The 21,423-nt window shown below is 39.8% G+C and carries 23 protein-coding genes; 22 read left to right on the top strand and 1 reads right to left on the bottom strand.

Annotated features, from left to right (window positions below):
* The first annotated feature begins 25 nt into the window (after window positions 1-25).
* From QUF78_RS17235 to fni, 20 genes are all read left to right on the top strand, one after another.
* Complete coding sequence (locus QUF78_RS17235) at window positions 26-1,096, top strand: YpbB family protein (protein WP_289325634.1); 1,071 nt, start codon at window positions 26-28, stop codon at window positions 1,094-1,096.
* Entirely contained in the window at window positions 1,096-2,607 is a 1,512-nt protein-coding gene (locus QUF78_RS17230) for a RecQ family ATP-dependent DNA helicase (protein WP_289325633.1), read from the top strand. Before QUF78_RS17235 ends, QUF78_RS17230 begins: the two co-directional genes overlap by 1 nt.
* Window positions 2,597-3,223, top strand: coding sequence for a CPBP family intramembrane glutamic endopeptidase (locus tag QUF78_RS17225; protein ID WP_289325632.1), 627 nt, complete (start codon window positions 2,597-2,599; stop codon window positions 3,221-3,223). The genes QUF78_RS17230 and QUF78_RS17225 overlap by 11 nt, the downstream gene beginning before the upstream one ends.
* Complete coding sequence (locus tag QUF78_RS17220; protein WP_289325631.1) at window positions 3,201-3,959, top strand: LysM peptidoglycan-binding domain-containing protein; 759 nt, start codon at window positions 3,201-3,203, stop codon at window positions 3,957-3,959. The genes QUF78_RS17225 and QUF78_RS17220 overlap by 23 nt, the downstream gene beginning before the upstream one ends.
* Window positions 3,960-4,387: 428 nt before the next feature.
* A complete protein-coding gene (locus tag QUF78_RS17215) occupies window positions 4,388-4,846 on the top strand; it encodes a YpbF family protein (RefSeq protein WP_289325630.1) in 459 nt (152 codons plus the stop codon).
* 64 nt (window positions 4,847-4,910) lie between these two features.
* Window positions 4,911-5,759, top strand: coding sequence for a metallophosphoesterase (locus QUF78_RS17210; protein WP_353957917.1), 849 nt, complete (start codon window positions 4,911-4,913; stop codon window positions 5,757-5,759).
* A 98-nt stretch (window positions 5,760-5,857) separates the two neighbouring features.
* Entirely contained in the window at window positions 5,858-6,751 is an 894-nt protein-coding gene (locus QUF78_RS17205) for a MerR family transcriptional regulator (RefSeq protein ID WP_289325629.1), read from the top strand.
* A gap of 88 nt (window positions 6,752-6,839) precedes the next feature.
* On the top strand, window positions 6,840-7,415 hold the full coding sequence (locus QUF78_RS17200) for a genetic competence negative regulator (RefSeq protein ID WP_289325628.1): 576 nt from the start codon (window positions 6,840-6,842) through the stop codon (window positions 7,413-7,415).
* A 271-nt stretch (window positions 7,416-7,686) separates the two neighbouring features.
* Window positions 7,687-8,964 carry a Glu/Leu/Phe/Val family dehydrogenase gene (locus QUF78_RS17195; RefSeq protein ID WP_289325627.1) on the top strand — a complete coding sequence of 426 codons (1,278 nt, stop codon included), beginning with the start codon at window positions 7,687-7,689 and terminating at the stop codon, window positions 8,962-8,964.
* 151 nt (window positions 8,965-9,115) lie between these two features.
* Window positions 9,116-10,084: a YpdA family putative bacillithiol disulfide reductase gene (locus QUF78_RS17190; protein WP_289325626.1), complete on the top strand. Its 969-nt coding sequence runs from the start codon at window positions 9,116-9,118 to the stop codon at window positions 10,082-10,084.
* A 26-nt stretch (window positions 10,085-10,110) separates the two neighbouring features.
* Complete coding sequence (locus QUF78_RS17185; protein ID WP_289325625.1) at window positions 10,111-11,076, top strand: asparaginase; 966 nt, start codon at window positions 10,111-10,113, stop codon at window positions 11,074-11,076.
* A 97-nt stretch (window positions 11,077-11,173) separates the two neighbouring features.
* A complete protein-coding gene (gene prsW, locus QUF78_RS17180; protein ID WP_289325624.1) occupies window positions 11,174-11,860 on the top strand; it encodes a glutamic-type intramembrane protease PrsW in 687 nt (228 codons plus the stop codon).
* A 127-nt stretch (window positions 11,861-11,987) separates the two neighbouring features.
* Entirely contained in the window at window positions 11,988-12,827 is an 840-nt protein-coding gene (gene sleB / locus QUF78_RS17175; protein ID WP_289325623.1) for a spore cortex-lytic enzyme, read from the top strand.
* 14 nt (window positions 12,828-12,841) lie between these two features.
* Entirely contained in the window at window positions 12,842-14,197 is a 1,356-nt protein-coding gene (gene ypeB / locus QUF78_RS17170) for a germination protein YpeB (RefSeq protein ID WP_289325622.1), read from the top strand.
* Window positions 14,198-14,304: 107 nt separating this feature from the next.
* Window positions 14,305-14,466 (top strand): hypothetical protein, encoded by a 162-nt coding sequence (locus QUF78_RS17165; RefSeq protein ID WP_289325621.1) that lies wholly within the window; start codon window positions 14,305-14,307, stop codon window positions 14,464-14,466.
* A 120-nt stretch (window positions 14,467-14,586) separates the two neighbouring features.
* Complete coding sequence (locus tag QUF78_RS17160) at window positions 14,587-14,772, top strand: YpfB family protein (RefSeq protein ID WP_289325620.1); 186 nt, start codon at window positions 14,587-14,589, stop codon at window positions 14,770-14,772.
* Between the two features lie 191 nt (window positions 14,773-14,963).
* Window positions 14,964-15,638 carry a (d)CMP kinase gene (gene cmk, locus QUF78_RS17155; RefSeq protein WP_289315812.1) on the top strand — a complete coding sequence of 225 codons (675 nt, stop codon included), beginning with the start codon at window positions 14,964-14,966 and terminating at the stop codon, window positions 15,636-15,638.
* Window positions 15,635-16,222, top strand: coding sequence for a lysophospholipid acyltransferase family protein (locus tag QUF78_RS17150; RefSeq protein WP_289315813.1), 588 nt, complete (start codon window positions 15,635-15,637; stop codon window positions 16,220-16,222). The genes cmk and QUF78_RS17150 overlap by 4 nt, the downstream gene beginning before the upstream one ends.
* A gap of 215 nt (window positions 16,223-16,437) precedes the next feature.
* Window positions 16,438-17,577, top strand: coding sequence for a 30S ribosomal protein S1 (rpsA, locus tag QUF78_RS17145; RefSeq protein ID WP_289325619.1), 1,140 nt, complete (start codon window positions 16,438-16,440; stop codon window positions 17,575-17,577).
* A gap of 19 nt (window positions 17,578-17,596) precedes the next feature.
* Window positions 17,597-18,643, top strand: a complete 1,047-nt coding sequence (gene fni, locus QUF78_RS17140) for a type 2 isopentenyl-diphosphate Delta-isomerase (protein WP_289325618.1) — start codon at window positions 17,597-17,599, stop codon at window positions 18,641-18,643.
* Window positions 18,644-18,715: 72 nt separating this feature from the next.
* On the opposite strand, the gene QUF78_RS17135 is transcribed toward fni, so the two are convergent.
* Entirely contained in the window at window positions 18,716-18,847 is a 132-nt protein-coding gene (locus QUF78_RS17135; RefSeq protein ID WP_289315816.1) for a YpzI family protein, read from the bottom strand.
* Between the two features lie 133 nt (window positions 18,848-18,980).
* Between QUF78_RS17135 and QUF78_RS17130 the strand changes: the two genes are divergently transcribed.
* A complete protein-coding gene (locus QUF78_RS17130; RefSeq protein ID WP_289325617.1) occupies window positions 18,981-19,601 on the top strand; it encodes a YphA family membrane protein in 621 nt (206 codons plus the stop codon).
* Window positions 19,602-20,097: 496 nt separating this feature from the next.
* Window positions 20,098-21,408, top strand: a complete 1,311-nt coding sequence (gene der, locus QUF78_RS17125; protein ID WP_230156953.1) for a ribosome biogenesis GTPase Der — start codon at window positions 20,098-20,100, stop codon at window positions 21,406-21,408.
* The last annotated feature ends 15 nt before the right edge of the window (window positions 21,409-21,423 follow it).

Below are 21,423 nucleotides of genomic sequence, written 5' to 3'. Positions count from 1 at the left end.
TAAATGAAACAAGGATGTGAGTCCCATGAATAATTATCTACAGGCAATCATTCTATATGCGATAAAAAAATTTCAAGGCGAACGTTCCATTTATGCTATATACCATATGCTACAGGGAAAGAAGTCGTCACAAACAATCCAGGATGCCCATTTATTCGGGTTAACGAATATATTTGGGACAATACCTCGATTTACCCGTCAGCAATTGAATCAAAACATTGAACAGTTCCTTAAGCATGACTACATTAATTTAACGAATAAATCAGATGCATATGAAATTAGTCTGCAAGGAGAGGGAATGTTAGTCGATTACTTTAATAATAATCCTTTTCCGACGTATATAAATGGTTGGAAGTATCACAATATCACCCCGGTTTTCTGGGGAAGGTTAAACTTGCTCATTCAAACCATATCCCATATTGTCCACAATGAAAGACGTTTTTATCCGATACAACGAAATCCGAAAATCCAATATTTCGTGAAGGAATTCTTACATGCCAATCGTCAGGACCGAGTGTTGATTGCTCAACATCTATATGAAGAACTGATTTCCCTTTTAGAAAGTCAAAGTGATTTGAAACGAGACATTTTCATTTTGAAATTAACTGGGGTAAATAGGATTGGGCTTACGTTTGAACAGATTGCCAAAAGGAAAGATGTAGAAGAACAATATGTTCGCTTTACATTTCTTGACTCGTTGCATCAAATGCTTTCAGAAATGGATACGGGAACGGGAACGGAATACCCCCTTTTGTCCTCGTTAACCAATGATTGGCAAAAGAGTGAGAATCCTCATTTGACACAATCTACACAGACTACTTTACGGTACATACAGGCAGGGAAAAACCTGGGGGAAATAGCTGAAATCCGCCGATTGAAAGTCAACACCATTGAAGATCACCTCGTTGAAATTGTCCTATCGGATAAAGGTTTTCCAATATCCGATTATGTGTCTATCGAGGATGAGAGAGAAATTGCTGCTGCTATTAAGGAACTTGGTACGAAAAAGCTTAAAGCAATCAAGAATATGGTCGATAATAAACAGATAAGCTTTTTCCAAATACGGCTTGTACTTGCGAAATTAGGTGATGGATGATGAATATAGAACGAGTCCTCAAAGAAAAATTCGGATTTGATGAATTCCGTCCCGGACAAAAAGAAGTGGTTGAATCATTGATGTCCGGCCGTCATACTTTAGCGATGCTGCCAACCGGATCCGGTAAATCATTATGTTACCAGTTGCCGGCCTATCTTTTGAATAAGACTGTCCTAATTGTCTCCCCATTATTATCATTAATGCAGGATCAGGCAGATCAGCTCAAGATGAGTGGCGAAAAAAGTGTTTTGACCCTCAATTCTTTTTTGAATCTAAATCAAAAAAGGAAAGCTTTCGACCGGTTACATAGTTATCGTTTTATCTTTTTATCTCCTGAAATGCTGAGCCTGGAGACTGTGATAAAATCCTTGAAATCTATAGAAATAGGTCTATTCGTCATCGATGAAGCACACTGCATCTCACAATGGGGATATGATTTCCGACCGGATTATTTGAATTTAGGAGAAGTGAGGCGTGAATTGAACAATCCATTGACTCTTGCCCTGACAGCAACTGCAACCACTGAAGTCAGAAGGGATATCATTGGTAAACTCAACATTGGACAAGCCAAGGAAACCGTCTCATCTGTTGACCGCGATAATATTGCAATAATTGTAGAGCGCAAGTTCAGCTACGAAGAGAAACTATCCCGTGTACTGGAGCTTGTCAGGAAATTTACAGGTAGCGGAATTATTTATTTTTCCTCTAAAAAATTGGCGGAATCGGTCACTGGGTTTTTACAGGAAAACGGGATTGAGAGCGTCAATTATTATCACGGTGGCATGGAACAGGAACAAAGGATGCTCATTCAGCAGCAATTCATTTCCGGTCAGTTGAAAATTATATGTGCAACGAGTGCTTTTGGCATGGGTGTAAATAAATCCGATGTCAGGTACGTTATCCATTTTCATATGCCATCCACGATGGAAGCTTATCTTCAGGAGATAGGCAGGGCGGGACGAGATAGGAAGCAAAGTGTGGCTGTCTTATTATATAGTGACGGGGATGAAGGGCTTCCCCTGCATCTGATGGAGCAACAGTTGCCTACGGATATGCAAATCGATGGTGTTTGCTCTTTCCTTAATGCTTCACAACAGATTCCGGCGAATTTGACCCTATCAGAAAAAGAACAGCTGTCTCAATCTTTTTCGTTGAACGAAATCCAGCTTCGTTTTTTTACCCAGTTCATTACAGGAAATAAAGATCCTTTATATCAAGTGGCAGAGATGAAAGAGTATTGTCAAAAGAGGAAATCCGGGAATCAAGAAAAGCTTAATAATTTCCTTATTTGGATACAAGCAAACGAATGTCGCCGTTCAGGAATATTGGACTATTTTGAAGAAAAGCAGCGGGAAGTGAACCCCATTTGCTGTGATATCTGTGGTATGGATGCCGAGAAAATGGCTGATGTATGGCCGGAAGTCAAGGTGGATCCGGTTAATTCCTATTCAACGTGGAAAGAGGAATTGGCTTTTATCTTATTAAAGAAGGAAAATGGGAATGAAAAATAAGCAAGCTGAAATAATTAAACAACTAACAGATAAACAGTTGCTAAATAATTTGTTTCTTACACAAATTATTCTCTTAACGTTATCCATTTTTTTAGGTATTATTTTATTTAAAGACCGTTCTGCTTTTTTCGACTTATTTATCTTTGATGACCTGAACATTTTGCTGATTGGAATTCCCGCTGGAGTCATTGTCGTGTTATTTGACATTTTCTTTATGAAAGTGACACCACCTTCCTATCAGGATGATGGTGGTATTAACGAACGCATTTTCAGTAATTTGTCATACCCGATGATTTTTGTCGTTGCTTTAGTGGTAGCGATAAGTGAAGAGTTATTATTTCGTGGAGTGTTGCAAACACATTTTGGCTTGCTTCTTACGAGCCTCATTTTTGCAGCTGTTCATTATCGTTACCTTTTTAATTGGTTTTTATTTTTAAATGTTTTGGTTTTGAGCTTCTTTATCGGTTTTCTCTTTGAAATGACCAATAATATCCTGGTGACGATTACGGCACACTTTTTGATTGACTTTATCCTGGGTATTTTAATCAAGAGCAAAAAGCAAAGAGGGTTGAGCAAGAAAGGGGGTGACTTTAATGAGTCGAGTGCAGAAGAGTGAAAAGGAAAACGATCAGGCTGGTGAACTTCGTTCGCGAATTGAACGTCATAAGGCTAAGTCATCATTGCCCAAGCGCAGCAAAGTTCACCAGAATAAAAAGAAAAAAAGTAAAGTGAAGATTAAGTTTCCAATGATACAATTATTAGCATTGTTTTTTATTTTGCTTCCAATTGGATTTTACAGCCTTTATACATATTTTCAGGAAAAACCTTTCCCTGTACATGATCCAAAAAGTGACCCAGTCGTCTTTGAAGAAAATAAGGAAGATAAAGAAGCGATCCCTACTACAGCAACGGCAGAGGATTTAAAGGAAAAGAAAGAAAAAGAAGTAGCTGAGGCTAAAGCAGAGGAAGAAGAAAAGAGAAAAGCCGAACAAAAAGCTAAAGCACAGCAAGAGGCCGAAGAAAAAGCTAAAGCACAGCAAGAGGCCGAAGAAAAAGCTAAAGCACAGCAAGAAGCCGAAGAAAAAGCCAAAGCACAGCAAATAGCTGACGAAAAAGCAAAGGCTGAAGCGGCAGAAAAGAAAAGGGCAGCCGAAAGAGTTCAAGCGGCGAAATCGGATAAAGAGGAATACAAGGTTGTCTTACATACTGTTCAAGGTGAGGAAACATTATTCCGCATTTCCATGAATTACTACAAATCACAGGAAGGCATTGCTCTGATCAGAGAGTGGAATGGTCTGAATGGCAATGAAATTTCCAGGGGTCAGGTTTTGAAAATTCCGATCAAGAAATAATGATGGCACCTTTAGAAAACATCAAGTTTAAATCCTTCTAGTCCAAAACAAAAAAGACTTTAGGCAAAAGGAGTTCAACCTTAATGTTAAAACAAAGTTGATTGGAACGGAAGGTACGAGACTCCTGCGAGAAAAGCGCGTCCAAGGGAGCCTCCGCAGACGCAATGGCGCCGAGGAGGCTCCCGGACCGCCCGCGGAAAGCGAGTGCCCGAAGTGGAAATCAATATTCAAATTTTAAAAACCTAAAAAAACTGGAGACAAACTCAATTATTATCGAGTTTGTCTCCAGTCTGACCCTGTCTTTATAGGCAGGGTATTTTTAATATTGTTCAACTTGGTTCAGTATGAAGCCAAACATGACAAGTACTTTATCATTTTTTCCACTACTCTTTCATATCATGATTTGAAAGAGTAGAGGAGGAAATGCGATGGAATCTACAATCATTTTATTGGATGAAAAAACGGATCAAGCAACTAAACAAATGCTGCAGAATGTCGTGGATCGAAAAAAAAAGTTCGAGGCTCTTAAAAGGAAACACCTTCAAAGCTTATGGGCAACCATGATTGTTGCTACCCTTTTTTTGGTTTATCTTTATTTATATATCGTTGTACCTTATTCTTATTCCTTTTTCAGTATGTTTAGTGTTTTCGTCGACCATTTTAGCCATTTCCTTTTTTTGGCGGCAGCCATAGGGCTATATGGATATATGATATTAATTAAAAAAAAGCTCGATAAAGCAGAAAAGGAGTTTCAGTTGCTTCGCTGTGAAATTATTAATAAAAGTAAGCAGTTATGGGAAAAAGAGGAAGAATGGAAAAGTCGCCATAAGGTTTTTGAAATGATGAAGAAGAATTATGATATTAACTTATATCATGAAAATAAATGAATGATCGCGTTAAATCATATTTAATTGCGAGTAATATGGTTTTATGGTTATATGAAGGTAACTCTTGGGATTAGGATGGAAAGAAGGTTTACGAAAGATGTTATTGGTATCTGGATTATTTTTAGTCATCATTCTGCTGGTATTTGCCACGATTATTTACATGTGGCGTATGGCCAAGCAAGATAGGTTGATTTTTCAAGACTTATTTTTCAATGACTTTCCTGAAGGGTTTGGCGATGTTCGGATTTTTTTCATATCAGATCTTCATCGACGGATCATATCGGATAGATTAATTGAGGGAGCACGTGATAAGGCTGATCTGGTGATCATCGGCGGGGACATAAGGGAAAACGGGGTTCCCTTGGAACGTGTGGAAAAAAATATATTGAAATTAAAAGAACTTGGCCCCCTTTATTTTGTTTGGGGAAATAATGATTATGAAGGGGATTTCCATGAGCTTGATGCAACCCTTTTGAAACATGGAGTGAAAATCCTTGATAATACAGCTGTTTCTTTTGAGTCTCAAAATGGCAGCAAAATCGCTCTTCTGGGCATTGATGATATAACGGAAGAACGAGATAGGCTCGATCTTGCGTTGTCGGATTGCGGGAATGAAGCTTTTCGGATTTTGGTGAGTCATAACCCATTGGTTAAGAAACAATTGACTCCGGAACACCATATAAGTCTCGTTCTGTCAGGTCACACCCATGGAGGGCAGATTCGCATATTCGGATTCGGTCCCTATCAGATCGGCAGCATAAAAAAAGAGGGTGACTGTTTGTATATGACGAGTAATGGCTATGGGACAAGTACAGTGCCTTTAAGGCTTGAAGCAAAGCCGGAAACGCACTTATTCACCCTGAAAAGGGGGGCATGCACTAAAATAGGCGAAGCGGTGGAGCAGACCTATTAAGCTGCTTTTAATCGAGCCTATCGAGATTTTACAGACTTAAAAAAATCCACTATAATTTCAACAATTGATCGTACAGTTATTGGAGGCCTTGTAAAACCATGCAAGAAGGTAAATATAATATAAAGGCAGTTTCAAAACTGCTAGACATTCAGCCAGGAACCCTAAGGGCGTGGGAAAGGCGCTATAAATTTATCGAACCTGTCAGGAATGAATCAGGGCACCGGCTGTATACAGAAAAACATCTGCAAATCCTTAAATGGCTCATCAATAAAACAGAGCAAGGTTTTACGATAAGCCAAGCCGTTTCGCTACTTGAAAGTACAGGCTATCTGGCGACTGGAGTTCCTGAAACGAACCGTAAGGATGAACAAACGACTAAGTTATCGGATGAATTAATTGAAGCTCTATTAAATTTCAATGAAAATAAAGCCCATATGCTGATAAGCCAAGCATTCAGTATGTATACAATCGAACATACCATAGTTGATCTACTCGGTTCAATATTGGTTCAGATAGGGGATAAGTGGGAAAAGGGGGAAATTACTTCCGCTCATGAACACTTTGCTTCGAACATCTTAAAATCCAGGATCAGCTCAGTCATGCATACGATTCCGACTAACGGTTTTCTTCCGAAAGCCCTTACCGTTTGCGCCCCTGGTGAAAAACATGAATTCGGACTGTTGGTCTTTACCATTTTTTTGAAGCGGAAAGGATATGAAACCATTTATTTGGGAGAATCCATCGCGGATAAGGATCTTTTTACCGTTTTAAACATCATTAGACCCTCTTACTTATTCATGTCATGTTCACTAAAAGAGAATCTCGATAGAACATTTAGGCTGGTTGAGGAGTTAATGAAGGATTTCCCGGATTTGAAGGTGGGTCTTGGAGGTGCGGCGCTGAGCCTAATATCCGAAGAGAACCGTACTGCCTTCAGCGGAGTTTTGATGGGGGACACGCAATCGAAATGGGAAGAATGGCTGAAAGGTTAGCGATCGGCTGTGGAGAAATAATGGATATGCACCCTGCGACCAAGGCTTCATATGATGTATGAAGATGGTAACCAGGGGGCATTTTTTTATGAAGCTGGAGCGATTAACTAATAATAAAATCAAGATTTTTTTGACCCTTGATGATTTGATTGATAGAGGTATTACAAAAGAAGATATTTTAGGGAATTCCTTTAAGGTCCACAAGTTATTCCAGGATATGGTTGAAGAAGCGTGCGAAGAACTCAGCTTTAAAATGAGTGGTTCCATTGCAATCGAAATTTTTTCCCTGCCTGCACAGGGATTGATAATCATCGTAACAAAGGACGAAGAGGAACTATTGACAGACGAAGAGGAATTCTTGGATTTGCAGGTGAAAATTGATGACTTCCCCCATATTCTGTATGTTTTCAATGATTTTGAAGATATCGTCCAATTATCTCATCGATTGTCTTTGCAAGGTTCGCTTAAAAGTACTCTTTATCATTATGAGGGAAGATACTATTTACTTATCGAAAATGTTAAAGACACGACCTATGACACGGTCATCTCTTTAGCGGCTGAGTATGGCCATGCATCAACATTGACACTTTGCCGCATCAATGAATATGGAACATGCATAATCCAGAATGAAGCGATACATGTTTTGATCACACACTTCAGTTAGCTGCAATACGAATGAGACAAGGCAACCACATAATGGAAAAACAATGCGGTTTGCCTTATCTGTCTCACCTTTTTGGCCGGAGAAGATGTAAGGTAAAATAGTAAGAAAACAGTTGATATGATAACGTTTTCATTTTTAGAATATTTCCAACTTTTAAATTCCCATTTTTACTCTTGCATAAATATATCGAAGGTGTATACTAGCACATGAAGAGGACTATTTGTACATTATAATTTTATATATGGATGAGATTTTCTAGGAGGTACTTTTAATGGAATCGGCAAAAGGTAATAGCCATGTAAATGAAGAAGAAAAACACGACGTACTGAGGTCTACCCAAACTGTAATACATAAAGCTTTGGATAAGCTGGGTTACCCGGAAGAAGTTTATGAGCTTTTGAAGGAACCATTGCGTTTATTAACGGTGAAGATGCCAATCCGCATGGATGATGGGTCAGTGAAAATTTTCACGGGTTACCGTGCACAGCATAATGATGCTGTTGGGCCTACAAAAGGTGGTATCCGTTTTCACCCTAATGTAACGGAACGTGAAGTGAAAGCATTATCCATTTGGATGAGTTTAAAATGCGGCATCGTTGATTTACCATATGGCGGGGGTAAAGGCGGTATCGTTTGTGATCCTCGTAATATGTCCTTCCGTGAGTTGGAAAGGCTAAGCCGGGGCTATGTTCGCGCAATTAGCCAAATCGTGGGGCCGACTAAAGATATCCCGGCACCTGATGTATTTACAAATTCTCAGATCATGGCTTGGATGATGGATGAATACAGCCGTATGGATGAATTCAACTCACCAGGATTCATTACGGGTAAACCGCTTGTACTTGGTGGTTCTCATGGCCGTGAATCAGCAACTGCCAAGGGTGTAACGATTTGTATCAATGAAGCTGCCAAGAAACGGGGCATTGATATTAAAGGGGCACGGGTCGTCATTCAAGGTTTTGGTAACGCAGGTAGTTTCTTAGCTAAATTCATGCATGACGCAGGTGCTAAAGTTATTGGTATTTCAGATGCCTATGGTGCTCTACATGATCCTGAAGGACTGGATATCGATTATCTTCTCGATAGGAGAGATAGTTTCGGAACCGTAACGAAATTGTTTAAAAGCACAATTTCAAATAAAGAATTGCTTGAATTGGATTGTGATATTTTAGTTCCGGCTGCAATTGAAAACCAGATCACTGAAGAAAATGCTGCTGATATTAAAGCAGCGATCGTTGTCGAGGCGGCAAACGGACCTACAACAATTGAAGCGACACAAATCCTAACGGATCGTGGAATCCTTCTTGTTCCAGATGTCCTCGCTTCTGCTGGTGGAGTAACGGTTTCTTACTTCGAGTGGGTACAAAATAATCAAGGATATTATTGGTCTGAAGAAGAAGTGGATGAAAAGCTGGAAAAAATCCTTGTGAAATCTTTTAATAATATTTATGAACTTGCACAATCCAGACGTGTTGATATGCGACTTGCGGCTTATATGATTGGCGTAAGGAAAATGGCTGAAGCTTCACGCTTCCGTGGTTGGATCTAAAAGATTCAAATTCTTGTATTGATTATAGTGAAAATCATGTTGATTGCTTTATCATTGAAATGATTTGTAAAAACTCCTATCATGTATTGATAGGAGTTTTTATTTTTAGACGAACGAATTACATAGTGCATGGAAAGGCAGTGGAGTATAGATGAATGTTGAAGAAGTCATTATCATAGGTGGGGGCCCTTGTGGATTGGCTGCTGCGATCGCTCTTAAAGAAGTGGGAATTCAGTCCCTGATCATTGAAAAAGGTAATGTGGTGGATTCCATTTACCGTTATCCAACACACCAAACATTTTTCAGTTCAAGCGAAAAACTGGAGATTGGTGATACCGCATTTATTATCGAAAATCGTAAGCCGGTCCGTAATCAAGCGCTAGCCTATTATAGGGAAGTAGTCAAAAGGAAAGAATTGCGAATCAATAAATTCGAAAAAGTGGAAAAAGTGGAAAAACGTGAAGATGGGAAATTTTTAGTCAAGACATCAAAAGGTGACTATACAGCTCTACATGTGATCGTATCGACCGGATACTATGATCATCCAAACTATATGTGCATTCCGGGCGAACAGCTTCCTAAAGTGTTTCATTACTTCAAGGAGGGCCACCCCTACTTTAATTGTGATGTTGCCGTCATCGGTGGTAAAAACTCAAGTGTGGATGCGGCTCTGGAATTGGTCAAATCTGGTGCAAGGGTTACAGTCCTTTATAGAGGATCGGAGTACTCTTCAAGTATCAAACCATGGATTCTCCCGGAATTTGAATCATTAGTCCGCAATGGAACGATTATGATGGAGTTTAATGCGAATTTGGACAAGATAACTGAAGATAGTGTCATATATCATGTAGGTGAAGAGGAAAAAGTTATTAAAAATGATTTTGTGTTTGCCATGACTGGTTACCATCCTGACCATTCCTTTTTGGCTTCAATGGGCATAAATATTGATAAGGAAACTGGAAGGCCTTCATATAACGAGGAAACGATGGAGACGAATGTTAAAGGTCTTTATATTGCAGGAGTTCTGGCAGCCGGAAATAATGCGAATGAAATCTTCATCGAAAATGGCAGGTTCCATGGTGGTTTGATTGCCTATCATTTGGCTGTTAAAGAAAAGTGAATTAAACGAAATGGAGATGGTTGAATATGGGAAAAATATCATTAATTACCACAGGTGGGACTATCGCCAGTAAAGAAACCGCGAATGGTATGTTGGCCTCTGGTGCATTGACTGGCCATGAGTTGGCATCACTTTGCGAATTGCCAAATGGTATCGGGGTTAAAGTGGTTAATCTTTTTCAGATTTCAAGCATGTCCATGTCCTTTGAGAAAATGCAACAGCTTAAATTGGCCATCCAAAAGGAATTGGAGGATCCGGAAGTTACGGGAATTGTCGTGACCCACGGTACGGATACACTGGAGGAAACGGCTTATTTCCTTGATGTCACGAGTAAGGATCCACGTCCAATCGTATTAACCGGATCCCAACGGTCACCTCAAGAGGTGGGAACCGATGTATATTCCAATCTAAGGAATTCGATATTATGCGCTGCAAGTGATCTAATTAGGGATGTTGGCGTAGTTGTCGTTTTTAATGAGCGAATCTATTCAGCAAAGTATGTTAAAAAAGTGCATGCTTCCAATTTGCAGGGATTCGAATCTTTTGGTTATGGATATTTGGGGATAATTGATAATGATGTCGTCAGCATCTATCAAAAACCTTTACATAGGGAGTGTTATGATATTCGGAATCGCATCCCAAGAGTGGATATCATCAAGTGCCACACAGGCGCTGATGGCATCTTTATTGATGCTGCGGTTGCCAACGGTGCGAAAGGCATCGTGCTCGAAGGTGTAGGAAGGGGACAGGTTACTCCACAAATGGTAACTTCCATACAAAATGCAATCGATAATGGAGTAACGATCATCATGGCTACTAGTGCAGAAGAAGGAAAAGTTTACCCAGCTTATGATTATGAAGGCAGCGCATTTGATTTAAAACAACGTGGCGTGATATTAGGTGCTGATTATGACTGCAAGAAGGCTAGAATTAAGTTAGCTGTCGTGCTGGCAAGCGAAAACTCTATAGATGAAACTTTCTTTAAGTACTGACGGATTAAATAATTGTTGGAAGTCTTGATTCTTGGATTCAGTTTTTCTTCATTCCATGGTACGATTAAGGAAAAGAAGAGGAAAAGAGGGTCAGCTAATGCTGGTCATGTTGTCAGCGGCCATTGCGCCAGGATTGGCGCTACTGAGCTATTTCTATTTGAAAGATCAATATGAAACCGAACCGATATCGGTTGTGGTCAAAACATTCTTATTCGGTGTCTTTCTTGTTTTGCCGATAATGTTCATACAGTATGTGCTCGAAACGGAACATATCTTGAATACCGATTTAGCTAATGCTTTTTTATGGGCTGCACTGCTTGAAGAATTTTTCAAGTGGTTCATACTCATTTATGTTATTTATCAGCATGTGGCATTCGATGAGCCATATGATGGGATTGTTTACGGAGCTGCAGTCTCCCTTGGATTCGCTACGATGGAAAATATTCTGTACCTGCTAGCCAACGGGGTTGAACATGCATTTCTAAGAGCCGTTCTCCCAGTATCCAGTCACGCTTTGTTCGGTGTGATCATGGGGTATTATTTGGGCAAGGCGAAATTTTCAGCTTCGAATAATAAGTTCTATTTATTATTGGCATTGATCATACCAATTTCATTACATGGGGTTTATGACTATATTTTGGTTTCTCAAAAATTTTGGGTGTACTTCATTATGCCATTTATGATTTACCTATGGTGGTTAGGCATGAAAAAAGTAAAAAAAGCACGATTGTTGTCTGACTTTCATGCAGAAAAACTTTCCCAAAACCATTCCCTTAGCAAATAGACGAATACTACCAAAACGGAGTGCTGGCATATTTTGCCCGCTCCGTTTTTTTTATGGGTTGGAATAAAAAAGACAGTTAAGAAGAAAATAGAATTACATTAATTCAAGAAAAAGAGGAGTGTTTTTGATGAAAGGAATTTCGTCAAAATGGAAATGGCTTTTGCTGTTTTCGTGTATTACTATTTGTTTCGGAATTTACCCGGAAGCAAGAACAAGTGCCTTTTCGAGCCAAGTCATTCAAAAAGGTGCGGTTGGCGATGATGTAATTGAACTGCAGGCACGCTTACAAAACATCGGATACTATAATGGAAAGATTGATGGAGCCTATGGATGGGGCACTTATTGGGCACTTCGAAACTTTCAACAAGATTTCGGGCTTCCAATCGATGGCTTTGCAGGGACTTCAACAAAACAGAAGTTGGCGAATGCATCTAATTTCAATAAAAAATTTGTTCACGAACAGATCAATAAAGGGAACGAGTTCACCTATTATGGGGGAGTACCCATTGAAAACCAGGTGAAAGTGAAAGCGAATGGATCCAAGTCTGGTGGAGGCACACCTGGAAAAGCCCCTTCCAAAACAGCGACATCAGCCAATCTTCCAGGAGGATATTCTCAAAACGATATTCAGCTGATGGCCAATGCCGTTTATGGGGAGGCGCGAGGGGAGCCGTATACAGGTCAGGTTGCCGTTGCGGCTGTAATACTGAATAGGGTGGAAAGTGCAGCTTTTCCGAATACCATTTCGGGCGTGATTTTTGAACCTGGAGCCTTTACGGCTGTTGCGGATGGACAGATTTGGCTGACACCAAACGAAAGGGCAAAAGAAGCCGTGGTGGATGCCATCAATGGTTGGGATCCAACCGGTAATGCAGAATATTATTTTAATCCCGCTACGGCAACGAGCAAATGGATTTGGTCAAGAGAACAAATTAAAAGAATCGGAAAACATATCTTTTGTAAGTAAAGAGGTGAAGGAAAATGATCAGGAATATAGTGATTGCCCTGCTTGTTGTAGTTGTTGCAGGAACTGCATTCTGGGGCTATCAAGAACATAAGGAAAAAAATGCTGTACTAATCAACGCGGAAAATACGTATCAGCGAGCCTTTCATGATTTAAGCTATCAAGTAGATTTATTGCACGATAAGGTCGGCAGTACTTTGGCTATGAATTCACGTTATTCATTAAGTCCAGCTTTAACAGATGTTTGGCGTATCACTTCAGAAGCCCAAAGTGATGTCGGGCAGTTGCCATTGACCTTGCTTCCTTTTAATAAGACAGAAGAATTTTTATCGAAAATTGCGGACTTCAGTTATAAAACGGCTGTACGTGACCTTGAAAAAGAACCATTGAATGATCAGGAATATTCGACTTTACAATCCTTGTACACACAGGCAGGAGACATCCAGGGCGAGTTAAGAAAAGTGCAGTATCTAGTCCTTAAAAACAATTTAAGGTGGATGGATGTCCAAATGGCACTTGCATCAGGAAAAGAAAATTCGGATAACACAATCATCGACGGATTAAAAACGGTAGAGAAAAAAGTATCTGGGTATGGGGAAACGAATGAGATGAATCCGACTTTTACTTCTGCACAACAGAGGGATGAAAACTTCAAAAATTTGCAAGGTGAAACCATTTCAAAAGAAGAAGCAATTGAGACAGCAAAAAGCTATGCCCATTCAAAAAGCAGAAATTTGAAGGTGAATGTTGAAGAAAATGGCAAAGGTTCCGATTATGGATTTTACAGTGTGAGCATCCTCGATAAAGAATCCGATATCGAAATGAATATGGATTTGACAAAAAAAGGCGGTTACCCTATTTGGTATATCAATAATAGGGATGTGAACAAGACAACCATTGATTTGAATCAAGCCTATACAAAAGCCGAAGAATTTTTAAGGGAACATGATTTCAGTTCACTTGAACTATTTGAAAGTGCTCAGTACGATAATATCGCATTACTGAATTTCGTGACATCTGAAAATGGAGTCAAGATTTATCCTGATTCAGTCAAGGTTAAAATTGCATTGGATGATGGATCCGTTATAGGGTTTTCAGCCGACGAGTATTTAAAATCACATAAAACCAGGGAAATAGGGAATCCGAAAATATCCGAGAAAGAAGCTAAGGACAAAATCAACGCGAATGTGAAAATAATGGATGAAGGAAAGGCGTTAATCACCAATGATATTGGTGAAGAAGTTCTTTGTTATGAATTCCTTGGTACGATTAAAGATGATACGTACCGCATTTTCATTAATGCAGACACCGGTCAAGAAGAAAAGGTGGAAAAATTAAAGAATTCCGAACCGGTATATGAAAATTTAATTTAAACTGCTAAGATGATTCATACACAGTGGGGAAATGTGCCTAGCACTTTCCCTTTTTTTATTTCATGACATAATAACTTAAAGGATTTATGGATTATATGGGAAGATTAATGGGTAATATTATGGGTTTCCTTCATACAAGGACGTGGACGGAGATTCATTATTTAAGGTTAAAAACCAAGGTCATTCGTTTAACGGAGAAAGAGTATGTGAATATGCTGCTGCACGTCCAAGTTCTTGAACCGACAAAAAATGATGTACAGACATTATGAGATTTATTTTTGAAAAGCAGGTGGACTGAAAGAAAAAAGGCTTGTATGTTTGACATGATTGAATGAAAAACAGTGATTCCATCCATACTGCTAATATAAACAGTATGGAAGGTGCGGCTTATGAAAACATTTGAAAGACTATTAATTAAAGTGATCATCATCCAATTGGTCTGCTTATTTTTTTTCCAGTTCCTTTTAAGCAGGGAGGATCAAATCTTTGATTTGACCAAGCTCTCGAAATACGAAGGTGTCACTAGCAATAATTATACGAAAATCATTGAAACTTTCAATGGGACCCCAAAGTGAAAGCGGTGATCCGCTTTTTTTGTATGAAGGTTTTTCGATAAAGGATAATTTTGATGGCTGTATAAACCGAAAGTTGAACAAAGGTGATTTTGAACGAACACATCCCTTTTATTAATGATTTTCCCGCTAGTTGTGATAAAATGAAAGGGTACTAAATAATCAGCATGATTGTAGGATTCTTGGGAGGATTTATGGAAAAAAAATTATCAGTTGCAATCGATGGACCAGCTGCTGCTGGGAAAAGCACGGTTGCTAAAATTGTTGCAGAAAAGTTCAATTACATATATGTGGATACAGGTGCTATGTACAGGGCCCTTACCTATAAGGCCCTTAATCAAAAGATTCGCCTGAATGATGAACAAGCATTATCTGAAGTTCTCATCAATACAGAAATCGAATTAAGACCAAGTGAAAATGGGCAGTTGGTGTTCGTCGATAATGAGGACGTGACAGCCCAAATCAGGAACAATGAAGTGACCGGTTCTGTTTCGGAAGTGGCAAAGCACAGGAGCATCCGGGAAGAAATGGTGCGCAGGCAGCAAATCTTTGGTGAAAATGGCGGAGTCGTCATGGATGGCAGGGATATCGGTACGCATGTCTTACCAAACGCCGAGGTAAAGGTATTTCTTATCGCTTCTGTAGATGAAAGGGCACAGCGGAGGCATCAGGAAAATATTTTGAAAGGTTTTCCATCCGATATTGAAAAATTAAGGGAGGAAATTGCTACTAGGGACAAGCTGGACTCTGAACGCGAGGTATCGCCCCTGAAGAAGGCAGCGGATGCTATCGAAATTGATACGACTTCATTATCGATTCAAGAAGTTGCAGAAAGTATCATGTCTTTAATAGAAGAGAGGAAAAGATGACATTGGATTTTTACACATTTGCCAAGAACGTCGTAAAAGGCGTTTTAATGCCTTCGTTTAGGGTTAAAACGCTCGGAAAGGAACATTTCCCTAAAGAGGGCGGAGTATTGATCTGTGCCAATCACATTGATAATTTGGATCCGCCTATAGTTGGCATAACTTCACCAAGGGATATTCATTTCATGGCGAAAGAAGAGTTGTTTCATGCACCGGTTTTAAAGGGTATATTACCAAGAGTAAATGCATTTCCGGTGAAGCGGGGCAATAGCGATCGCGAATCTCTTAGAAAAGGGTTAAAGATTTTGAAGGAAGGCAAGGTGATTGGACTGTTTCCCGAGGGTACCAGAAGTAAGACAGGTGAATTGGGAGAAGGTTTGGCGGGTGCTGGATTTTTCGCGCTGAGATCTGATGCCGTGATCATACCGTGTGCGATCATCGGCCCATATAAATTTTTGCGTCCGTTGAAGGTCGTATACGGCCCTCCAATAAATTTTACCGAATATCGGGAACGGAAAATATCAGCCGATGAAGCTACCAAAATCATCATGGACCAAATTGGGAAATTGATTTCCGAGCATAAATAGTCCTTCATACTTGACAATTTTCTGATTTTGTTAGAATTTATAAAATAGGGGTATTGTTCCTTATTGGGGATGAAAAGGAATATAACCTTATAACTCTTAAGAAAACTGTTTTTATCTTTATTAGGAAAGTGTTTTTATTGAACCACTTTAAATAAAATATGTGGCCGATGAAGAGGAAGTTAGCTGATCAGTCATGGGTTAAGGAGGAGTTAGTAATGACAGAAGGTATGAACCAGGTAGAAGTGAACAATTACAAAGTTGGGGATCAAGTTAAAGCAACCGTTTCAAAGGTGGAAGAAAAACAGGTCATTGTCGATGTGGAAAACAGTAAGACTAATGGGATCATTCCTATAAGTGAGCTTTCAAGCCTTCATGTCGAAAAGGCGTCAGATGCCGTTTCGGAAGGTGATGTATTGGAGCTGGAAGTCATTAAAGTTGAAGAAGAAGCTATCATTCTATCAAAACGTAAAATTGACGCTCTGAAAGCATGGGATGACCTGGAATTGAAATTTGAGAACGGAGACGTTTTTGAGGCCGAAGTTAAAGATGTCGTCAAAGGCGGGCTTGTTGTAGATCTAGGCGTACGTGGATTTGTTCCAGCTTCTCTTGTAGAAGACTATTTCGTTGAAGACTTTTCTGATTACAAAAACAAAACTTTAACATTCAAGATCGTTGAGCTTGAGAAAGACAAGAATCGCTTGATCCTCTCACATCGGGCAGTCGTTCAAGACCAAAAGGAAAAACAAAAAGCAAACGTTTTGGATAAAATCGAAAGCGGGCAAGTGCTTGAGGGCGTGGTCCAAAGGATTACCGATTTTGGTGCATTCGTGGATATTGGAGGCGTAGACGGTCTTGTCCACATTTCCCAGCTTTCCCATCAGCATGTCGAAAAAGCATCCGATGTCGTTTCAGAAGGCGATAAGGTGCAGGTGAAAGTCCTATCCATTGATCGTGATAATGAAAGGATTTCACTTTCCATTAAGGATACTCTTCCGGGACCATGGGCAGGCGTTGCCGAAAAAGCGGCAAAAGGCTCTACACAAGAGGGAATCGTTAAACGCCTTGTTTCTTTCGGTGCATTCGTGGAGATTTTCCCAGGGGTAGAAGGGCTTGTCCATATTTCACAGATTTCGCACAAGCATATTGCCACACCACAAGAAGTACTTAAAGAAGGCCAGTCAGTCGAAGTGAAAGTCCTGGATGTCAATGAAACGGATCAACGTCTATCATTGAGCATTAAAGAACTTGAAGAGCCACAATCCAATTACAACACATCAGATTATGAGCTTCCTGAAGAAACGAAAGGCTTTCAGCTAGGTGAAATGATCGGTGATCAATTGAAAAAACTAAAATAAGATAATAATGGTGATGGCCTTGGAGAGAGAACAACGAAAGTTAGATCATATAGAATTTGCGCTAAAAACAGGTCAGCAGCATAAAACCGGATTAGAAGATATTTCGTTCATTCATCAAAGCTTACCAGGGATTTCCTTGAATAATGTGAACCTCACAGCAGAAGTTGGCGGACTTGAATTAAGTTCGCCGATTTTTATAAATGCCATGACTGGAGGCGGAGGCCCTGAAACCGAAAAATTGAATGGTGACCTTGCCATTGCAGCCCGGGAAACAGGAATCGCTATGGCGGTTGGATCACAAATGGCAGCCATCAAGGATTCTAGCCAGCAGGCCTCCTTTAAAGTGGTAAGACAGGAAAATCCCGATGGGGTGTTGATTGGTAATCTCGGTGGTGAAGCAACAGTCGAACAGGCAAAGCGAGCTAGCGAAATGATCGGGGCTAATGCACTGCAGATTCATATTAACGTCATTCAGGAATTGACGATGCCTGAAGGGGATAGGAATTTTGCGGGTACCCTTTCGAGAATAGAGGAAATTAACAGAACTATCGGAATTCCTGTCATCGTAAAAGAGGTTGGGTTTGGGATGAGTATGGAAACGGTGCAGCAGTTACATTCCGTAGGTGTTTCGATCATTGATGTAGGTGGGTTTGGCGGAACTAATTTTGCTAAAGTCGAGAATGAAAGACGAGCGAAGATACTCGAGTATTTTAATGAATGGGGAATACCGACAGCTGCTTCGATAGTAGAAGCTGTTAATGTCTCACCTCAGCTGTCAGTCATTGGATCGGGTGGGATTCAAAGCCCCTTGGAAATTACAAAAAGCCTGGCCTTAGGAGCGAAAGGTGTCGGGTTAGCCGGACATTTCCTCAAGCTGCATAAAGAGTTGGGTCTGGTACAACTGATTAAAGAAATAAACTACATACATGAAGATTTAAAGATCATCATGACTGCACTCGGGTGCTGTAATATTTCAGAGCTAAGGAAATCCAAAATAGTCATCAAAGGCAACACCTATCATTGGTTATCTCAAAGAGGCATTGATTGTTCAGCATATGCTAAATGAATGACCACAAAAAGAAGCATCTCGATTGAAACAAATTGAGATGCTTCTTTTTGTTGAGGATAGACTTAACACTTAACTATTCCTTCTTCTTGCCTCTTCAGGACTTTCCATGCTTGTTGCCCCTTTTTTATCCAATGATTGGTCCCTGTCGGACTCCACCCGTTTACTTTCTTTCAATTTCTTCTCTTGCCGATCTTTGCCCATGTTTACACCTCCTTCTTTAGTTGATAGTGGGAAGGTTTTATGCATAAATATTTGCAGTTCCACATTAAATGCCGGGCTTACGTTTATACTTTGAATAAACAAGCCATAATGTTTCCTAAAAGGGGGACGATGCATGGATGGAATTTTGTTTTATTGGATGTCATGGATAGTTTGGGTCATTGTCATGTATTTTATTCCAAAAACGGTTCCCTTTCGTTTTGATTTTCTTTTTCATCTATTGGCCGTAATGATATTGGCGGGGTATAAACTGGAATTTTCCCTGGTTTCCGTGCATTTGAGCGGTCCATATCTTTTCTTTATACTGTGTGTGTATATTAGGAAGCAATCAATCCTCAAGATAATGGAACTGATCAGCGGCAGTCTTATCATCACTCTCGCTTATGCCAGTTTTCAACTTTTTTCTTTGCTTGATCCGATATGGCTCATCATGAAACCCTCTTATCTTTTGTGTATTTTCCTGAATTATCTAATCCTTTTGCTTTTTAAAAATTGGAAACATCGATTGTTCGTCCTTTTAAATGGCTTGATAATGGGTGATATCATATATTCCGGATTGCTTGTTTATCACTCTTTGCCCCAGGTGGGCCTTGCGTACGCATGGCATGATAATGCCGTGCTGATATTGGGCGCAAACATACTATGGAGAATGTTGGAGCTTTTTGGCCAATACATTTATTTATCATCCCAATCGAGATTATTATCAAAACAAGGTAAAGAGAATTTTAATCAATGAAGAGTATGGTGGAAAATAGGCAAGGGGTGTTATCCGCTTTAACCAAAAGGCTGCAGTTAAAATGGAATCAATTGGCATTGGAAGGCTTTTATGCATACAATCATTGTTGATTGGCGAGAAATTTGTTACTATAGGATAGTTAGAGGTCTGTAGATAAATCGTAAAATGCTCTAAACAATTAAAAAGGAAGCAGTATGCCGAAAGCTTTCTTCATTTTTTTGGGCTGTTTATAATCACGTTTTAGCATGCTGAGGGTTCGGCTTCACGTCACCTGAGGAACTGGGTAGCAAAGTGGACAAACTGCCTGTTAATACTTGATACGTTTAACTGAACATCAGTGGGATTACTGATGAAAGTTTCCTTTATATGATGATGGATACAGCCTTTTCCTTTAAAAGGAAAAAATGAAAATCAATAATGCAAAGCAACCGTAAAAAATGCATTCATGAATTTCGTGACTTTGACAGAGATATAGTAGCAGAAAGGGTGAATAGCAATGCCAAAACCGGTAATTGCGATAGTCGGTCGTCCGAACGTAGGAAAATCGACAATCTTTAATAGAATAGTGGGAGAACGGGTTTCGATTGTCGAAGACGTTCCTGGAGTAACACGGGACAGGATTTATAGTTCAGGTGAATGGTTGACACATGATTTTAACATTATTGATACAGGTGGAATTGATATCGGAGACGAGCCGTTCCTTGAACAAATTCGCCAGCAGGCTGAAATTGCCATCGACGAAGCGGATGTGATCATTTTTATGACGAATGGTCGTGAAGGTGTAACGGCTGCTGATGAAGAGGTCGCTAAAATTCTCTTTAAATCGAGAAAGCCAGTTGTCCTTGCAGTCAACAAAGTCGATAACCCAGAAATGAGAGATCAAATCTATGATTTCTATGCGTTAGGTTTTGGCGATCCATTCCCGATTTCCGGGTCTCATGGGCTTGGTCTTGGTGACCTTCTGGATGAAGCGGCCAAACACTTCCCTAAATTCAGCGGTCAGGATTATGCTGATGATGTCATTAAATTCAGTTTGATCGGAAGACCGAACGTAGGTAAATCATCCCTGGTCAATGCGTTGTTAGGTGAAGATCGAGTCATCGTAAGTGATATTGAAGGAACGACTCGCGATGCGATCGACTCTCCTTATAAATATAATGGCAAGGAATATGTCATTATTGATACAGCTGGGATGCGGAAAAAAGGGAAAGTGTATGAAAGTACGGAAAAATATAGCGTACTTCGTGCATTAAGGGCAATTGAACGTTCAGACGTTGTTCTTGTGGTCCTTAACGCTGAAGAAGGTATTCGTGAGCAGGATAAAAAAATTGCCGGATATGCCCATGAAGCGGGTAGAGCGGTCATCATCGTCGTCAATAAGTGGGATGCCATCGAGAAAGATGAAAAAACGATGAAGGATTTTGAAGAAAAAATCCGTGCCCATTTCCTATTCTTGGATTATGCGCCAATCATTTATCTTTCTGCCTTAACTAAAAAACGGACACATACCTTAATACCAGTCATTGATCAGGCTAGTGAGAATCATGCTATCCGTGTTCAGACAAATGTATTGAATGAAGTGGTAATGGATGCCGTGGCGATGAATCCGACACCGACTCATAATGGCAACCGTTTGAAAATTTATTATACGACTCAGGTAGCGATCAAGCCGCCTACTTTCGTTGTATTCGTTAACGATCCTGAGTTATTGCATTTCTCATATGAGAGGTTTTTAGAAAATCGAATTAGGGATGCCTTTGGTTTTGAAGGAACACCAATACGAATTTTTGGACGTCAGAGAAAATAGTAAAAGGTGGTTATA

Origin of the sequence: Peribacillus sp. ACCC06369, from assembly GCF_030348945.1 — a bacterium.
Taxonomy (GTDB): Bacteria; Bacillota; Bacilli; order Bacillales; family DSM-1321; genus Peribacillus.
This window is presented reverse-complemented; position numbering and strand designations above follow the sequence as displayed.

Excerpts from the sequence above, each read along its gene's own strand:
- QUF78_RS17235 (WP_289325634.1), top strand. The coding sequence starts at position 26 with ATGAATAATTATCTACAGGCAATCATTCTATATGCGATAAAAAAATTT.
- QUF78_RS17230 (WP_289325633.1), top strand. The coding sequence starts at position 1,096 with ATGAATATAGAACGAGTCCTCAAAGAAAAATTCGGATTTGATGAATTC.
- QUF78_RS17225 (WP_289325632.1), top strand. The coding sequence starts at position 2,597 with ATGAAAAATAAGCAAGCTGAAATAATTAAACAACTAACAGATAAACAG.
- QUF78_RS17220 (WP_289325631.1), top strand. The coding sequence starts at position 3,201 with ATGAGTCGAGTGCAGAAGAGTGAAAAGGAAAACGATCAGGCTGGTGAA.
- QUF78_RS17215 (WP_289325630.1), top strand. The coding sequence starts at position 4,388 with ATGGAATCTACAATCATTTTATTGGATGAAAAAACGGATCAAGCAACT.
- QUF78_RS17205 (WP_289325629.1), top strand. The coding sequence starts at position 5,858 with ATGCAAGAAGGTAAATATAATATAAAGGCAGTTTCAAAACTGCTAGAC.
- QUF78_RS17200 (WP_289325628.1), top strand. The coding sequence starts at position 6,840 with ATGAAGCTGGAGCGATTAACTAATAATAAAATCAAGATTTTTTTGACC.
- QUF78_RS17195 (WP_289325627.1), top strand. The coding sequence starts at position 7,687 with ATGGAATCGGCAAAAGGTAATAGCCATGTAAATGAAGAAGAAAAACAC.
- QUF78_RS17190 (WP_289325626.1), top strand. The coding sequence starts at position 9,116 with ATGAATGTTGAAGAAGTCATTATCATAGGTGGGGGCCCTTGTGGATTG.
- QUF78_RS17185 (WP_289325625.1), top strand. The coding sequence starts at position 10,111 with ATGGGAAAAATATCATTAATTACCACAGGTGGGACTATCGCCAGTAAA.
- prsW (WP_289325624.1), top strand. The coding sequence starts at position 11,174 with ATGCTGGTCATGTTGTCAGCGGCCATTGCGCCAGGATTGGCGCTACTG.
- sleB (WP_289325623.1), top strand. The coding sequence starts at position 11,988 with ATGAAAGGAATTTCGTCAAAATGGAAATGGCTTTTGCTGTTTTCGTGT.
- ypeB (WP_289325622.1), top strand. The coding sequence starts at position 12,842 with ATGATCAGGAATATAGTGATTGCCCTGCTTGTTGTAGTTGTTGCAGGA.
- QUF78_RS17165 (WP_289325621.1), top strand. The coding sequence starts at position 14,305 with ATGGGTAATATTATGGGTTTCCTTCATACAAGGACGTGGACGGAGATT.
- QUF78_RS17160 (WP_289325620.1), top strand. The coding sequence starts at position 14,587 with ATGAAAACATTTGAAAGACTATTAATTAAAGTGATCATCATCCAATTG.
- cmk (WP_289315812.1), top strand. The coding sequence starts at position 14,964 with ATGGAAAAAAAATTATCAGTTGCAATCGATGGACCAGCTGCTGCTGGG.
- QUF78_RS17150 (WP_289315813.1), top strand. The coding sequence starts at position 15,635 with ATGACATTGGATTTTTACACATTTGCCAAGAACGTCGTAAAAGGCGTT.
- rpsA (WP_289325619.1), top strand. The coding sequence starts at position 16,438 with ATGACAGAAGGTATGAACCAGGTAGAAGTGAACAATTACAAAGTTGGG.
- QUF78_RS17135 (WP_289315816.1), bottom strand. The coding sequence starts at position 18,847 with ATGGGCAAAGATCGGCAAGAGAAGAAATTGAAAGAAAGTAAACGGGTG.
- QUF78_RS17130 (WP_289325617.1), top strand. The coding sequence starts at position 18,981 with ATGGATGGAATTTTGTTTTATTGGATGTCATGGATAGTTTGGGTCATT.
- der (WP_230156953.1), top strand. The coding sequence starts at position 20,098 with ATGCCAAAACCGGTAATTGCGATAGTCGGTCGTCCGAACGTAGGAAAA.